The 15,093-nt window shown below is 74.4% G+C and carries 15 protein-coding genes and 1 pseudogene; 11 read left to right on the plus strand and 5 right to left on the minus strand.

The window, feature by feature from the left end; all coding sequences use genetic code 11:
* Genes AB0B76_RS50075 through AB0B76_RS50095 form a run of 5 tightly spaced genes read left to right on the plus strand, consistent with a single transcriptional unit; the run spans position 1 to position 5,146 of the window.
* Entirely contained in the window at positions 1-1,158 is a 1,158-nt protein-coding gene (locus tag AB0B76_RS50075; protein WP_360390550.1) for an MCE family protein, read from the plus strand.
* A 29-nt stretch (positions 1,159-1,187) separates the two neighbouring features.
* A complete protein-coding gene (locus tag AB0B76_RS50080) occupies positions 1,188-2,579 on the plus strand; it encodes an MCE family protein (protein WP_360390553.1) in 1,392 nt (463 codons plus the stop codon).
* The gene (locus tag AB0B76_RS50085) at positions 2,576-3,823 is read left to right on the plus strand and encodes an MlaD family protein (RefSeq protein WP_360390556.1); all 1,248 of its coding nucleotides are present in this window, start codon (positions 2,576-2,578) and stop codon (positions 3,821-3,823) included. The genes AB0B76_RS50080 and AB0B76_RS50085 overlap by 4 nt, the downstream gene beginning before the upstream one ends.
* 23 nt (positions 3,824-3,846) lie before the next feature.
* Entirely contained in the window at positions 3,847-4,668 is an 822-nt protein-coding gene (locus AB0B76_RS50090; RefSeq protein WP_360390558.1) for a hypothetical protein, read from the plus strand.
* 13 nt (positions 4,669-4,681) lie between these two features.
* The gene (locus tag AB0B76_RS50095) at positions 4,682-5,146 is read left to right on the plus strand and encodes a hypothetical protein (protein WP_360390561.1); all 465 of its coding nucleotides are present in this window, start codon (positions 4,682-4,684) and stop codon (positions 5,144-5,146) included.
* On the opposite strand, the gene AB0B76_RS50100 is transcribed toward AB0B76_RS50095, so the two are convergent.
* A complete protein-coding gene (locus AB0B76_RS50100) occupies positions 5,147-6,064 on the minus strand; it encodes an alpha/beta hydrolase (protein ID WP_360390564.1) in 918 nt (305 codons plus the stop codon).
* Between the two features lie 98 nt (positions 6,065-6,162).
* Between AB0B76_RS50100 and AB0B76_RS50105 the strand changes: the two genes are divergently transcribed.
* The 4 genes from AB0B76_RS50105 to AB0B76_RS50120 all read left to right on the plus strand — a co-directional run bounded on the left by AB0B76_RS50105 (position 6,163) and on the right by AB0B76_RS50120 (position 8,671).
* A complete protein-coding gene (locus tag AB0B76_RS50105) occupies positions 6,163-6,729 on the plus strand; it encodes a TetR/AcrR family transcriptional regulator (RefSeq protein WP_360390566.1) in 567 nt (188 codons plus the stop codon).
* A 56-nt stretch (positions 6,730-6,785) separates the two neighbouring features.
* A complete protein-coding gene (locus AB0B76_RS50110; protein WP_360390569.1) occupies positions 6,786-7,100 on the plus strand; it encodes a helix-turn-helix transcriptional regulator in 315 nt (104 codons plus the stop codon).
* Entirely contained in the window at positions 7,100-7,978 is an 879-nt protein-coding gene (locus AB0B76_RS50115; RefSeq protein ID WP_360390572.1) for a hypothetical protein, read from the plus strand. The genes AB0B76_RS50110 and AB0B76_RS50115 overlap by 1 nt, the downstream gene beginning before the upstream one ends.
* Positions 7,979-8,095: 117 nt before the next feature.
* Positions 8,096-8,671 (plus strand): hypothetical protein, encoded by a 576-nt coding sequence (locus AB0B76_RS50120; protein WP_360390575.1) that lies wholly within the window; start codon positions 8,096-8,098, stop codon positions 8,669-8,671.
* Here the strand turns inward: AB0B76_RS50120 and AB0B76_RS50125 are convergent.
* Positions 8,633-10,027 carry an MFS transporter gene (locus AB0B76_RS50125; RefSeq protein ID WP_360390589.1) on the minus strand — a complete coding sequence of 465 codons (1,395 nt, stop codon included), beginning with the start codon at positions 10,025-10,027 and terminating at the stop codon, positions 8,633-8,635. The two genes, AB0B76_RS50120 and AB0B76_RS50125, sit on opposite strands and share 39 nt — an antisense overlap.
* Before the next feature lie 108 nt (positions 10,028-10,135).
* Here AB0B76_RS50125 and AB0B76_RS50130 point away from each other — a divergent pair, with 108 nt between their 5' ends.
* Together AB0B76_RS50130 and AB0B76_RS50135 are read left to right on the plus strand one after the other, a co-directional pair.
* Positions 10,136-10,513 carry a MarR family transcriptional regulator gene (locus AB0B76_RS50130; RefSeq protein ID WP_360390577.1) on the plus strand — a complete coding sequence of 126 codons (378 nt, stop codon included), beginning with the start codon at positions 10,136-10,138 and terminating at the stop codon, positions 10,511-10,513.
* On the plus strand, positions 10,513-11,367 hold the full coding sequence (locus AB0B76_RS50135) for an aldo/keto reductase (protein ID WP_360390580.1): 855 nt from the start codon (positions 10,513-10,515) through the stop codon (positions 11,365-11,367). The genes AB0B76_RS50130 and AB0B76_RS50135 overlap by 1 nt, the downstream gene beginning before the upstream one ends.
* Before the next feature lie 13 nt (positions 11,368-11,380).
* Here the strand turns inward: AB0B76_RS50135 and AB0B76_RS50140 are convergent, their stop codons facing one another.
* The 3 genes and pseudogenes from AB0B76_RS50140 to AB0B76_RS50150 all read right to left on the minus strand — a co-directional run.
* Positions 11,381-12,598 carry a VWA-like domain-containing protein gene (locus AB0B76_RS50140; protein ID WP_360390582.1) on the minus strand — a complete coding sequence of 406 codons (1,218 nt, stop codon included), beginning with the start codon at positions 12,596-12,598 and terminating at the stop codon, positions 11,381-11,383.
* On the minus strand, positions 12,598-13,767 hold the full coding sequence (locus tag AB0B76_RS50145) for an AAA family ATPase (protein ID WP_360390584.1): 1,170 nt from the start codon (positions 13,765-13,767) through the stop codon (positions 12,598-12,600). Before AB0B76_RS50145 ends, AB0B76_RS50140 begins: the two co-directional genes overlap by 1 nt.
* Positions 13,768-13,791: 24 nt before the next feature.
* A pseudogene (locus AB0B76_RS50150) lies at positions 13,792-14,926 on the minus strand (hypothetical protein); the annotation flags it as partial.
* Positions 14,927-15,093 lie beyond the last annotated feature (167 nt).

Genomic DNA, 15,093 nt, shown 5'->3' on the forward strand with positions numbered 1-15,093 from the left:
GTGAAGCGCTTCATCGCCTTCGGCGCCGCCGTACTCGCCGGCGCGGCCGTGGCCCTGGTCATCGCCGGCACCGGGCATCCGCAGCGGCACCTCGTGGCCCACTTCACCCGTACCGTCGGCATCCACGCCGGCTCGTCGGTGCGCGTGCTCGGCGTGCGCATCGGCGAGGTGACCTCGGTGACGCCGCAGGGGCGCACGGTCCGGGTCGAGATGTCCTACGACGCCGAGTGGCCGATCCCGGCCGGCGCCCAGGCCCTGATCATCCCGCCCAGCGTGGTCAGCGACCGGTACATCCAGCTCACCCCCGCCTACACCGGCGGCGCGGCCCTGGCCGACCGCGCGGACCTCCCGGTCGGGCGCACCGCCGTGCCGATGGAGATCGACGACATCTACAAGGCCCTCAACGACTTCAACGAGGCGCTCGGCCCCGGCGGCGCCAACGCCGACGGCGCGCTCAAGCAGCTCGTGCTGGCCGGGCAGGCCAACCTCCGGGGCAACGGCGACAACCTGCACACGACCATCGACGGGCTGGACAAGGCGCTGACCACCCTGGCCGACGGCCGCCAGGACCTCTTCGGCACCCTGGTCAACCTGCAGGAGTTCACCACCGCCCTGGCGCAGAGCGACGCCGCGGTGCGCGCGTTCAACCAGCGCCTGGCCGAGGTCGCCGGGCAGCTCGCCGGCGAGCGCGACGACCTGGCCGCGGCGCTGCACGGGTTGGCCACCGCCCTGGCGCAGGTGACCGCGTTCATCCGCGACAACAAGGACGAGCTGGTGTCCAACGTGGACGCGCTCGCGGACGTGACCGGGGTCCTCGCCAAGCAGCAGAAGGCGATAATCGAGATCCTCGACCTGGCGCCGCTCGCGCTGTCGAATCTCAACCTCGCGTACAACCCGCGCTCCGGGACCCTCGACACGCGCGACGACGCGCTCGGCCCCTACGACGCCGCGACCTACGTCTGCTCGGTGATCGCGCAGAACGTGCCGGTGGCGCAGCTGCCGAAGGAGTGCACGGCGCTCGGCCAGACGATCGGCGGCCTCAAGCCGGCGCCGCCCGCCGTCGACACCACCAAGGCGCCGGCCGCCCCGGCACTGCCCTCCCTGCCCGAAGTCCCCCGCGACCTCACGCTCGGCGGCATCCTGCGAGGCCTGTCGTGAGCGGTTCGGAGCGCAGCGGAGGTGTCGTCGTGAGAAGTGCATTGGCCGCCGCGGCCGTCGGTGTCTGCCTCCTCGCCGGCGGCTGCGGCCTCACGCTTCCGGGCGGCGCGCCGTCCGGCCCCGGGTACCACGTCACCGCCGAGTTCTCCGACGTGCTCGACCTGGTCCCGCAGGCCGCCGTGAAGGTCAACGACGTGACCGTCGGCAGCGTCGAACGGATCTCGCTCGACGGCTGGACGGCCCGCGTGCGGCTGCGCGTCGACGCGAAGGTGAGCCTGCCGGCCAACGCCACGGCCGCGGTACGCCAGACAAGTCTTCTCGGGGAGAAGTACGTGGCCCTGGAGGCCCCGGCCACCGAGGCGCCGCAGGGGAAGCTCGGCGACGGCTCGGTCGTGCCGCTGAGCCGCACCCGGCGCTCGGCCGAGGTCGAGGAGGTGCTCGCCGCGCTCGGCCTGCTGCTCAACGGCGGCGGCCTGGCCCAGCTCAAGACCATCAACGACGAGCTGGGGACCGCGCTGCAGGGCCGCGAGCCGGCCGCGAAGGACGCGCTGCACCAGCTCGACGCGTTCGTCGGCGGGCTCGACGCGCAGAAGGCCGACATCGTGCGGGCCCTCGACGCCCTGGACCGGCTCACCGTGACGCTGTCGAAGCAACGGGACGTCATCGGTACCGCACTGTCGTCCCTGGCCCCGGGCCTGACCGTGCTCGAGGAGCAGCGCGAGCAGCTCACCGCGACCCTGACCGCGCTCGGCGACCTGGGCCGGGTCGGCACCCGGGTGATCGAGCAGAGCCGCGACGACACGCTGGCCTCGCTCAAGGCGCTCCAGCCGCTGCTGGAGCAGCTGGTCAAGGCCGGCGACGCGCTGCCGAAGTCGCTGGACTTCCTGCTGTCGTTCCCGTTCCCGCCCAGCGTCAGCGGCGCGATCGTCGGCGACTACGTGAACCTCGGCGCGACCGCGGACATCGACGCCACCACGATCCTGTCCAACCTGCTGGTGAACACCGCCCCGCCCGTCGCCTCGACCCCGGCGCCGAAGGCCACCTCGGGCTCCTCGGGGTCGTCCGGGGGCCAGCCCAAGACCGGGGGCTCCGGGGGCACCCAGAAGCCGCCGCCCCTCATCGGCGTGCTGCCGCTGAACTGCCTGCCGATCGGCGGCCTGCTCCCGCCCGGGTGGATTCCGCCCAAGGGCTGCGAGCTGCCGAAGGACTGCCAGATCGTGCCGCCCGGGAGCAAGCCGCCGGCCGGCAGCCTGATCCCGCCCGGCGGCGTCGTGCCGCCGGGGACCGTCTTCCCGCCCGGCACGCTGCTGCCGCCGGGCACCGCCCTGTCCCCCGCCTGCCTGCTGCCCCCGGCGACCGGCGCGACAAACGGGCAGCAGGGCGGCCTCACCGACGTGCTGGGCGGAGGTCTGCTGCCGTGATCCGCCGCTCCGCCAAGCTGCAGGTGCTGGCCTTCCTCGTGGTCGGGCTCGTCGGGATCGTGTACGTCGGGCTGGAGTACGTCGGCCTGGGCGACCGCCTGCTGGGCCGCGGTACCACCGTCTACGCCGACCTGGCCCAGGCCGGCGGCCTCTTCGCCAACGCGCCCGTCACCTACCGCGGCGTGCCCGTGGGGCGGGTCGAGTCGGTCGCGCTGCACTCGATGTCTTCAGGCGCCGGCACCGAAGCCGGCTCCGCCGGCGGGGCGCGGGCGCGGCTGCACCTCGACGACGGGGTGCTCGTCCCGGCCGGCACCCGGGCCGTGGTCGGGCAGCGCTCGGCCGTCGGCGAGCAGTTCCTGGACCTGCGCCCGGACGGCGACGCGGGCCCGTACCTGCGCGACGGCTCCGTCATCCCGCGCGAGCGCACCGGCGTCCCGCTCGCCCCGGAGACGCTGCTGGCCAACCTCGACGCGCTCGTGCAGTCGGTCGACCCGCAGGCGCTGTCGGTCGTCATCGACGAGCTCGGCACCGCCTTCGAGGGCAACGAGCAGGCGCTGCGGCACCTGCTCGACGCGGGCGAGCTGATCCTGGACTCGGCCTCGGCCGCGCTGCCGCAGACCCGCGCGCTGCTCGCCGACGGCCGCACGGTACTGCAGACCCAGGAAGAGTCGGCGGCCGCGATCCGGCAGTGGGCCGCGGGCCTGGCGCAGATCGCCGCGACGCTGCGCTCCTCCGACGCCGACCTGCGCCGCATCATCGCCGACGCGCCGCCGGCCGCGCGCGAGCTCGTGTCGCTGCTCGACGGCCTCGACCCGTCGATCGGGCCGCTGCTGGCCAACCTGGTCGCGGTGAACGGGGTCGCGGCCCGGAGGCTGCCCGGGATCGAGCAGGTACTTGTGGTGTACCCGCTCACCGTCGCCGGCGGCTTCACGGTCACGCCCGGCGACGGGACGGCCCACTTCGGGCTCGTGCTCAACGTGGACGACCCGCCGCCGTGCAAGTACGGGGGCTCGACGCGGTGCAGCGCGGCCGACCAGGGGCGGGGGTCCAGCGTCCGCGGTACGAACAACGCGCCGCGGCCCGGCTCCTCGGGCGACCCGGCGCCGCCGTCCTACGACCCGGTGTCCGGCACCGTGCTCGGCTCGGACGGCAACCCGCTGCTGTTCGGCACCACCGGCGGCCAGTACGCGCTCGCCGGCGACCAGTCCTGGAAACAACTCCTGCTCGCCGGTCTCGCGCCGTGAGCCCGTCATCCCTGGAGGCTTCCGTGTCCGCATCAGAGGAGCGCGGCCTGCGGCTCGTGCCGGGCGGCGCCGATTCCGATTCTTCCGAGGAGCACGTGGCTGCTGCTGAACGGCTCGCGCCGCGCAGCGTCCGGCGGCGGGCCGCCACCCGCCGCCGGGTCCCGAAGCGCCGCGACACCATCGACCACGTCCTGTCGCACCTGGACGAGGAGCCGGTGGTCCTGGAGGAGAAGTCCGTCGAAGACGTTACTCACGACGAGGATGACGCCGGGAAGCCTCCTCGTCGGCGAACGGCGCCGCACCGGCGGGGGCCCGCCCGCTCGGTGCGGCGCCGGGAGCCGAAGCCCCGGTTCCGGCTGCGCCGCCCGACGCTCGCCACCGCGCTGCTCGCGCTCGTGCTCGGCGCCGCGATCGCCGCGGCCGCCGTGCTCGGTCAGCGGTGGTACGACGCCCGCACGCTCGACCGCGCGCACCAGCAGGCCCTGGCGGCGGCCCAGCAGACCACGGTCGACTTCGTGTCGGTGAGCGCGGCAAGCGTCGACCGGGACCTGCAGCGGATCGTGGCCGGCGCGACCGGCGACTTCCGCGACGAGTTCACCCGCGGCCAGGCCCAGGTGAAGGCCGCGGTCGTGGAGAACAACGTGGACTCGAAGGGCACCGTGCTGCGGTCCGCCCTCGTCTCGGGCGACCGCGAACACGCCGTCGTGCTGGTGGCGGTGGACGCGACGGTACGCAACAGCAAGGCGCCGGAGGGCCGGGCGTCGCACTACCGCATCCAGGTGGACCTGGCCCGCGACCGCGACTCGGGCCGCTGGCTCGTGGCCAAGCTGCAGTTCGTGGGCTGAGGGGAGAACGACGATGAAGCGCGTCTACGTGTACGTCCTGATCGTGGCCGCACTCGGCCTGGCCGGCACCGGCTGGTACTTCACCGACGAGCACCACCGCCGCGACGTGGCCGTGCGCCAGTCCACGGCGGCCGCGAACGCCGCGGCCCAGGCCATCTTCTCGTACGACTACCGCAGCTTCGACGCGAGCGTCGCCAACGGCAAGGGGTTCACGACCGGCGGCTTCGCCGACGAGTACGCCCAGACGACGACGGCGCTCAAGTCCAACGCGGTGGCCGAACAGGCCATCGTGCGAGCGGCGGTCTCGGCCACCGGCGTGGTGAGCGCCGGCCTGGAGCGGGTCGAGCTGCTGCTCTACGTCGACCAGTACCGCCGCAACGCCAACATCACCGGCGAGAAGGTCGACCAGAACCGGGTGGTGCTGACCATGGTCCCGGTCGGCGGGGCGTGGAAGGTCGCCCACGCCATAGCCGTCTGATCACCGCGGCACGCCTGCTACCGCCTCGCCACGCAGGAAGTCCATCAGGATCTCGGTGAACCGCGCCGGCTGTTCCTCGGCGGGGTAATGCCCGCAATCGTCGAGGACGGCCCCGGTGACGTCGTCGGCCGCCAGTCGCATCGTCTGCACGGCATTCGCGCCGCTCCACAGCGCGCCGCCGACGGCGAGCACCGGCAACGTCAGCCGAGTCCTGCTGCGCTGCTCGTTCTGCGCGATCGTCTCGTCCAGCGCCCGGTAGTACGCGAAGCTCGAGCGCAGCGCGCGAGGATCCGCGGCGATCGCGTCGACGTAGACGTCGACGGCGTACGCGGGGATCGCGGTCGGGGTGGCGGCCTTGGTGGCGAACTGCCAGCCGAAGAAGAGCCGCTCCCGCCCCCGGACCAGTTCCTCGTTGAGGTCGGTGAGCCGGTTGAAGCCGATCTGCCAGAGTTTCTGATTGACCGCGGCCGGGCTGAAGACCGGCGGGGACGGGGTGAGGCCGGGGATCACCGCTTCGAGGACGGCGAGCCGACCTACCCGTTCGGGGTGATCGGCCGCCAGCGCGTATGCGGTCCACGTGCCGATGTCGTGGCCGACCGCGTCGAACCGGTCGTGCCCGAGCGCGGCCATCAGCGCGACCAGATCGGCGGCCAGCGTGCCGGCGTCGTACCCGTCGTCGGGCTTGTCGGAGAGCCCGGCCCCGCGCGAGTCGACGGCGACGACGGTGCGCTCGCGGGCGAGCGCGGGCATCACCTCCCGCCAGGCGTACCAGGTCTGCGGCCACCCGCCGACCAGTAGCAGCGGCGGGCCGTCCCCGCCGGTGACTGCGTGCAGCCGCAGCCCGTTCACCTCCACGAACCGGCTGGTGAAGACGTCGGCGAACCCGTCGGGCAACCGCAGCGAACTCAACGTCGTCATACGACCACCACCATCTTTGAACGATCGGTACCACATGTCATGCCGGCGACCATACACATCTTTGAACGATCATTACAAGACGTGTAGGCTGACGAACCATGGCGGGCCGCAAGCAATTCGACGTGGACGAGGCGCTACGACGCGCGATGCATGTCTTCTGGCGCTGGGGTTATTCGGAGGCCTCGATCGAACGCCTGACCGAGGGCACGGGCCTGGGCCGGGGGTCGCTCTACGGCACCTTCGGCGACAAGAGCGCCCTCTTCCGCAAGAGCCTCTTGCGGTACGCGGAGACCTACCACCCGCTGTACGAACAGGCCTTGTCCGGCCCCCACCCCGGCCCGAGCGCCGCTGTGGCCGCGTTCCTGCAGGTCACCCTGAACCGCATCGCCGACCCGACGGTTCCGGACGGCTGCCTGCTGACGGTATCGGTCACGCAGCTGCGGGCCCTCGACCCGGAGGACCAGGCGACGGTCCGCGCGATGGTGGACGGCTTGCGGTCAATGCTGGAGCAGGCGTTGCTGGCGGCGGGGGCGGGTGAGCAAGAGGCGGCAGAGCTGGCGTTGTGCACACTTGCGACGAACAAATCTCTGGCGGTGCTGAGCCGTGGCGGCTTCTCGGGCGAAGACCTGGCAACCGTCGCCGCAGCCGCCGCCCGTACTGCCTGAACAGCTCACGCCGCAGGGGCCTTGACCGTAATGACTACATGAGTAGAGTTAAGCGCGTGCAGCGTAACCGCCCTCCCTCGCCGCAGACGGTTCGCGTTCTCCTCGCGCTCGCCGCGGAGCCGGCTCGGTGGCGCTACGGGTATGACCTGGCCACCGAGGTGCGCCTCAAGTCGGGCTCGCTCTACCCGATCCTCGTGCGGCTGGCCGACCGCGACCTGCTCGAGACCTCGTGGGAGCCGGGCGTCGACAGCCGGCCGCCGCGGCACCTGTACCGCCTGACCGGCGCCGGCCGCGACCTCGTGGCCGCGCTGACCGCCGCTCGTCAGGAACGCACCGCCGCCCACCCCCGCCGCCGTCTGAGTGAGGCGTAATGCCGTTGTTCTTCGTGTTCCTGATCGCGCCGGCCGCCGTGGCGGTCGCGCTGTACCGCCGCAACCCGCGCCGGTTGCTCGACGGGCCGACCGAGGACGCGCCGCTGCGGCTGCTGCGCTGGGCGGTGGGCCTGCTCGCCCCGCCGCGGGCCGAGTGGGGCCAGGCCATGCTCGGCGAGCTCGGCCACCTCGACGGCCGCCGGCGGCGGCTGCGCTTCGCGCTCGGTTGCACCGGGGCCGCGCTGGTCATGCCGCCCTGGGGCCGGGCCGCCGCCGCGCTCTGGGCCGCGGTCGCGATCACCGTGGCCGGCCTCGCCGTCCACGCCGGGCTGGTCGTCGACTTCGGGCTCGGGGCCGGGGGCTGGATCGCGCTCGCGGTCGTCGGGGTCATCTGCGCCGGGTTCCTGCTCGGGGCCAGCGCGCTGCTGCGCCGGCCCGGTGTCGCGCTGCCCGGCGTCCTGGGTGGCGTGTTCGCGACCGTGGTGGCGTTGCTGCTGTCCGGGTTCACCGCGGTCGACCAGGTCACGTTCGTCCCGACCTCCTGGCGGAGAGGGGTGATCGTGCTCGCGGTGCCCGCCGTCATCGGCGTCGCCGGCACCCTGTGGCGCCGCAGTCCGGCCGCGGGGCGTCGCGTCGCCCGCCTGGCCGCCCTGACCGCCGGGTTACTGCAGCTGTTGTACGCCAACGTCGCGGTCGCCATCCTCGGCGCGGGCGGGCCACCCGACGCGGACGGCGGCTTCACCGTCCGCGGCACGGTCAGCGACCGCCTCGCCAACAACATCGTCCATCTCGCCGTCACCACGCTGATCATCGCCCTGGTCGGCTGGGCCGCCGCCGCCCTCGCCGGCCGGCTGACCCGCCGGGCCCGGGAGGTGTGAACCGATGACCACACCGGACCCGGCCCCGCGCCGCCGCCGCGCCGTACGCCTCACCCTGCTGATCCTCGCCGTCGTCGTCCTGACCGCGCTCGCCGCCAGCATGCAGCTCAGCGGCCGATGAGGCGGTACGCCGCGCTCGAGCGACTCATGTGGCAGGGCCTGGCGCGCTGGGTGCTGCGGCGCGGGCCGCGCGACGGGTTCGGCTACGCCGGACCGGTACGACCCCTGCTCTGGGCATTTGTGATCGTCTCCGCGGTCGAGACCGTGGCCGTGCACCTGATCCTGCCGTGGCCCGTGGTCCGCCTCGTCGTGGACGTGCTCAGCGTCTACGGGCTGCTGTGGATGCTGGGCATCGTCGCGTCCTACCGGGTGTACCCGCACCTCGTCGACGAGGCCGGCATCCGGGTGCGGCACAGCATCTTCGCCGACATCGCGATCCCCGGCGCCGCCGTGGCGGAGGTACGCGCCCGGCGGCGGCTCCTCGCCGGCAGCGCGATGCTGCAGGTCGAGGAGCACGCCGCCGGGCGCACCCTGTCGGTGCCGGTCTCCGGGCAGACCAACGTCGAGGTCGCGCTGCGCGAGCCGACGCCGCTCGGGACGCCGGACGGGCCGGTGACCGAGGTCCGGTTGTACGCCGACGACGTCGACGCGTTCCTAACGGCGGCGCAGTACCAGTGGCGTGAGGCTCAGTAGCAGGCCCACCACCGCGACCCCGGTCACCAGGTTGACGCCCGGGTGGAACTGGCTGAAGTCGCCCCGCGAGGCCGGGCTCGCCGCCGCGGTCAGGGCCGTCACCACGGCCAGGACCAGGGCCGCGCCGACCTGGCCGGAGGTCTGCACGAGGCCGGACGCCAGCCCCTGCTCGGCGTCGGCGATACCGTCGGTGGCCTGGGCCATGATCGAGCTGAAGCCGAACGCGAAGCCGCCGCCCAGCAGGAGCATCGTCGGCAGCGTGGTCACCGCGTAGTGCGGCGTGTTGCCGGCCGTGAGCAGGAACCAGCCGTACCCCAGGCTCATGGAGAGCATCGCGCCCACGATGAGGGGCGCGGTGCCGTACCGCGTGATGAGCCGCCCCACGAAGGGCGAGCCGAACGCGACAAGCAGGCCCGCCGGCAGCAGGGCGAGGGCCATGCGCAGCGGCGACCAGTGCAGCACGTCCTGCAGGTACAGGGTCATCATGAACTGGAAGCTCAGGTACGAGCCGAACAGCGCCACCATGCCCAGGTTCGCGCGCACGATCGAGCCGATGCGCAGGATGCCGAGCCGGATCAGCGGGTGCCGCACGCGGCGTTCGATGGTCAAGAACGCCGCCAGCAGGGCCACCGCGGCGACGGCCAGGCCGAGCGTCACCGGGTGCAGCCAGCCGCGGGCCGGGGCGGAGACGACGGTGTACACCGCCAGCAGCATGCCGCCGACCAGTGTTGCCGCGCCGGCCAGGTCGTGCCCGCCCTCGGCCGCGGGGCGGTCGCGCGGGATGAGCGCGATGCCGGCGGCCAGCGCCGCGAGCGCGAGCGGCACCGGGATCAGGAACGTCCAGCGCCAGCCGACGCTGGTGAGCAGGCCGCCGAGGATGAGGCCGGAGGAGTAGCCGCTGGCTCCGAAGACGGAGAACACCGACAGCGCGCGGTTGCGGGCCGGGCCCTCCGGGAAGGTGGTGGTCAGGATCGACAGGGCGGTCGGGGCGGTGAAGGCGGCCGCGAGGCCCTTCACGAAACGGGTGGCGATCAGCAGGCCGCCGTCGTCGACGAGGCCGCCGACCAGGCTGGCCACGGCGAAGACGCCGAGGGCGATCAGGAAGACACGGCGCCGGCCGAGCAGGTCCGCCGTGCGGCCGCCGAGCAGCAGCAGGCCGCCGTAGCCGAGGACGTACCCGTTGACGATCCACTGCAGTGAGGTGGTGGACAGGCCGAGCTCGCCGCCGATCGACGGCAGCGCGACACCGACCATCGAGACGTCGAGGCCGTCGAGGAACAGCACGGCGCACAGCACCGCCAGCACGCCCCAGAGCCGTTGCGGGGTCCGGGTGCGATCGGCGTTGGTCAAGGTCATGGTCACGAGATGCGACACTAGATGCGTGCGCATTCAATGTCCATGCACTAAATCCGCGTACATTTAATGCAGGTGCACTGTCCCGGATCGAGGAGTAGGATGCCGCCCATGAGGTCGGAGGGAGCCCTGGTCGAGCGGTGGCGCTCGCTGCTGACCAGCTACAACGAGGTCGCGGGCCACCTGGAGCGAGCCCTGTCGGACGAGCACGGGCTGACGCTGAGCGAGTTCGAGATCCTCGACCGTCTCGTCGGGCAGGACTGTGAGAAGCGACGCATGCAGGACCTGGCCGCCGACATGTACCTGAGCCAGAGCGCCCTGTCCCGCGCCGTCGCCCGCCTGGAGAAGCACGGCCTCGTCGCGCGCGCCCTGTGCGAGGCCGACCGGCGCGGCGTGTTCGTGAACCTGACCCCGGACGGCCTGGCCCGGCACACCGCCGCCCGCCGGACCCACCTGGCCATCCTGGCCGAGCACTTGCAGCCCGCCTGATGCGCATCGGGCTGGGGCTCGCCGCCGTGGGCCGGCCCGGGTACATCAACCTGGGCCGCGACCGCGACCTGCCCCCGGAGCGCTCGGTCGCCGCGCTGCGGGCCCGCAGCCACGAGCTGCTCGACGCCGCGTACGAGGCCGGGGTCCGCTACGTCGACGTCGCCCGCTCGTACGGCCGCGCCGAGGAGTTCCTGGCCGCCTGGCTGCCGGGCCACGACGACGTGGTCGTGGGGTCGAAGTGGGGGTACACGTACACCGCCGGCTGGCGCGTCGACGCCGACGTGCACGAGGCCAAGGACCACTCGCCCGCGACCTTCGAGCGCCAGCTGGCCGAGTCGCGCGCGCTGCTGGGCGGGCGCCTGAGCCTGTACCAGATCCACTCGGTGACCCCGGACAGCCCGGCCCTGACCGACCGCACCCTGCACCGCCTCCTCGCCGGCCTGGCCGCGACGGGCGTCACCGTGGGCCTGTCGGTGAGCGGCCCCCAGCAGGCCTCGGCGATCCGCTCCGCCCTGCGCGTCGAGGTGGACGGCGAGCCGCTGTTCCGCTCGGTCCAGGCGACGTGGAACCTGCTGGAGCGCTCGGCCGGCCCGGCGCTCGCGGAGGCCCACGCGGACGGCCGCCGCGTCATCGTCAAGGAGGCGATGGCGAACGGCCGCCTGGCCGCGCGGGACGCCTCGGCAATTGCCGCGGCGCTGGCCCAGCCGTTCGCGGACGTCGTGCTGTCGGGCGCGGCGACGGTGGCCCAGCTGAGGAGCAACCTGCGCGCCCTCGGCACCGCGCCGGACCTGCGGGACGACGCCGAGCGGCCGGACGAGTACTGGCGCACGAGGTCCTCGCTCGCCTGGTCGTGACCCGCCCGCTCGGTCAGCCGATGGTCACCACCCGGGCCCAGTCCGGCGGGGCGTCGGGCACGTAGTCCGGGTCGGCCTCGTCCCACGCCGGCTTGTTCGCGCGCGGGAAGAGGCCCACCACCGTGCGGCACGCCGGGCGGCGCTCCGGCCACGGGGTCTGGCCGTCGGTCAGCACGACCACCACGTCCGGGCGCGGGCTCGCCCGCAGCGCCCGCGCGAAGCCGGCCCGCAGGTCGGTCCCGCCCCCGCCCAGCAGCGCGATGCCCTCGCCCCGGCACAGCGGGACCGCCAGGTGCGCGGCGGCGTCGCAGGGCACCACCGTCACGAGGTCGCGCCGGCCGCCGACGGCCTGCGTGATGGCCGCCACCTCCAGGATCGCGCTGCCCAGCTCGCCGTCGCTGACCGAGCCGGAGGTGTCGATGACCACGCAGACGCGGGGCGGGCGGCGGCGCAGGCTCGGCAGGACGACGCCGGGCAGCGCGGCGGCGCGGCGGGCCGGGCGGCCGTACGTGTAGTCGTCGCCCGACCCCGCGCCGGACGCCGCGGTGCGCACGGCCGCGCCGAGCAGCTGCCGCCACGGCTGCGGCGGGTGGAAGGCCTCGTCGGCCCAGCGCTGCCAGCCCTTCGGCGCGTGGCCCGGGGCGCCCCGGATGCCCTCGGCGACGCGGAACCGGACCGCGTCGCGCTCGTGCGCGCTCAGCGCGTTGGCGCCGCCGGGGCCCAGGTCCCAGGGGCGCTCGAGGCCGTCGGCGCCGCTGCCGCAGTCGAGCCACGCGTGCTCCTGGGTGCGCGGGCCGAGGCGGAACTGCGGCAGGTACTCCTCCATGAGCTGCCCGGCCGGCAGGTTGAGCCGGTCCGGGTGCACGGCGCCCTCGGGCGTGGGCAGGCCGTCGCCGAACGCGTCGTCGTTGATCTCGCAGTCGGCCGCGATGTTCACGCGCAGCCGGTCGCCCGGGGTGTCGAGGCCCAGGCGGTCGCCGCGGCCGTGATGGTCGCGCAGCAGGTGCGAGACCTCGTGCACCCAGACCGCGGCGAGCTCCTCGAGCGCGGTCGCGGCGACGAAGGCCGGGTTGACATAGCAGCGCCAGTACCGGTCCACGCCCATTGTGGGCACGAGCCGCGACGGCACCACGTGCAGGGCGAACAGGGCCGTCGCGAGGTATGGGCGGGCCCGGGTCGCGTGCAGCCGCGCCGCGTAGAGCTTCTCGGCGTCCAACGACAAGGGGGACATCAGCGCGCACCGGCCCGGGCCACGGAGACGACGCCGGCAAGGCGCTCGATGGTGTCGGGCAGCTCCCAGTCGTCCTCGCGCAGCGCAGCCAGGGTCGTCGCGGGCACGACGAGGAGGTCGGGCGCGCCGGTCGCGGCGGCCCCGGCGAGCACCGCCCACGCCGCGTCCCAGCGCGCCCGCGTGGGGCGGCGCCGGACCGCGTCCACCACGGCGTCGAGGACGGCCTGGCGCAGGTCGCCACGCTCCGGCAGTACCGCCGCCGAAGGATCTTCCAGTAGCTCCTCGGGGTCCGGCAGGTCCAGACGGTCCAGGCTCGCGAGCAGCTCCAGGCCCGGCCCGTCGCCGACCGCCCCGCGGACCAGCATCGACAGCACCTCGCGGGACGTTCCGGCGGCAGTGGCGAACGCGACCAGGCGCAGCGCCATGTCCCAGCTGCGCGGCGACGGCCACGCCCCGCCGCGGCGGGACTCGCTCGCCGGCAGCTGGTGCACCAGCTTCGGCCGCGCGGCCAGCAGCCCGCAGACGGCCCGCCGCGCGAACGCGACGGCGTCGCCCAGCCGGCCCGCGTCGAGCTCGGGCAGCCGCGTGCGCGGCCACACCCCGCCGAGCCCGCGCACCACGACCTCGTGCCGATGGGCCCACTGCAGGTGCACGAACCGGTTGGCGAGCGGCGCGCTGAGCTCCCACCCGTCGGCCGCGGAGCCGCGCGGGTTGGCCGCGGCCACGATCCGCACCCCGGCCGGCAGCCGGAGCGCCCCGATGCGCCGCTCCAGCACGACGCGCAGCAGCGCGGCCTGCACGGCGGGCGGCGCGGTGGACAGCTCGTCGAGGAACAGCAGCCCCCGCCCGGCCTTCACGAGCCGCACGGCCCAGTCGGGCGGGGCCATCGCCACCCCCTGCGCCGCGGGGTCGTCGCCGGGGATCGGCAGCCCGGCGAAGTCCGACGGCTCGTGCACGCTCGCGATCACGGTGGTCAGCGGCAGGTCGAGGGCGGCGGCGAGCTGGTCGAGGGCGGCGGTCTTGCCGATGCCGGGCTCGCCCCACAGCAGGACGGGCAGGTCGGCGGCGACGGCGAGGGTGAGCGCCTCGAGCTGCGCGTCGTCGCGGGGCTCGGTCTCGGTGTCGTACAGCAGCTTCAGCAGGTCGGCGGCGGTGTCCAAAGTGGGCATACGTCATCACCTTTTTCAGAAATTCGTCAGGCCGTTGCGGTACAGGCCGTGCCGGATGCTCTGGTGCGCGGCCGCCTCCAAGGCGTCGCGCAGGGCGCCCGCGCGCAGCAGCGCGTCCGGGCCGATCAGGTCCTCCACGGCGGCGAGGGCCCCGGCGGTGTCGCCGTGGTCGAGCCGGGCGCGGATGTCGTCGAGGGACTCCGGGTGGCGGTGGCAGTCGTCGATGGCCCGCAGGCAGGGCAGCGGCGGCCCGCCGAGCGCGGCGAGCAGCTCCTCGCGGCGCAGCTGGGCCGGGTCGTGGTCGAGCGCGGTGAGCACCCCGCCGACGAGCGCGATCCGGTGGGCCGCGCCCCGGCACTCGACGATCCGCGGGCCCTGGGCCGGTACCGATGCCGGCTCGGCTTTAGCCGGAAAGCCCGGGGCCAGCGCGGCGGCGACGAGCGGGTGCAGCTCGCCCGGGTCGATGCGGCCGGCCTCCAGCAGCTCCAGGTCGGGCGCCGGCCACGTGGACGCGTGCGGGAGCACCGGCAGCCGGCCGTCGCGGGTGCGGGTCGGCCGCGCCTCGCCCGACTCGGTGTCGAGCAGGAGGCGGCGGCGACCGTACCGGACGAGCACCCGCTCGGCCCGCACCCGCTCGGCCCGCAGCCGCCCGGCCTCGGCCAACCAGTCGGGCCGCGCCCGCGCGCAGCTCACCGGCCCGCCGCGCGTCCCAGAGGTGGCGGTGCAGGTCGAGCCGGTAGTACCGGTCGGGGTGCGGGTGGCCGGGCGTGCCGTCCCACAGGGCGAGGCCGAACCGCTGGCCGCCGGCGGCCCAGGCGGGCGGCGTCCGCGCGACGAGGTGCAGGCCGTCGTCGTAGCGGGCGAGCGGGACGGTCAGCCCGGGCCGCAGCCGGCCCTCGGGGCCCGCCCGCGGCAGGTGCCAGCGCAGCAGGTCGGGGGCGAGGTGGCGCAGGTCGGCGCGGACGCGCGCGGCGATGTCGGGGCCGCGCAGCCGGGCCAGGAGCCGCAGGTTGAGGTCCACGTCGACGCGGGCGGCGGCACAGGCGCCGGCCCAGTCCCCGGCGAGGCGCCGGGCGGTGGACGTTTTGATCATCGGCGGCGGTACGGCGAACTCACGCACCCGCAGCCATAGGTCGAGCCGGGTCTCCGAGGTCCGCATCAGCACTCAGCTGTTGCGGTCGGGACCCCCAATCTGCACACGTTGGTAGGCATCCCGTTCAGGATAGCGGCACGGTCTCGGCGTGCCCGCCGCGCTCACGCGCGTGCTGGCCGCGAGCGGCGTCGACCGGCCGTTCCCGATCCAGGCCGCCACGCTCCCCGACGCGC

The sequence above is a fragment of the Dactylosporangium sp. NPDC049140 genome (assembly GCF_040648435.1).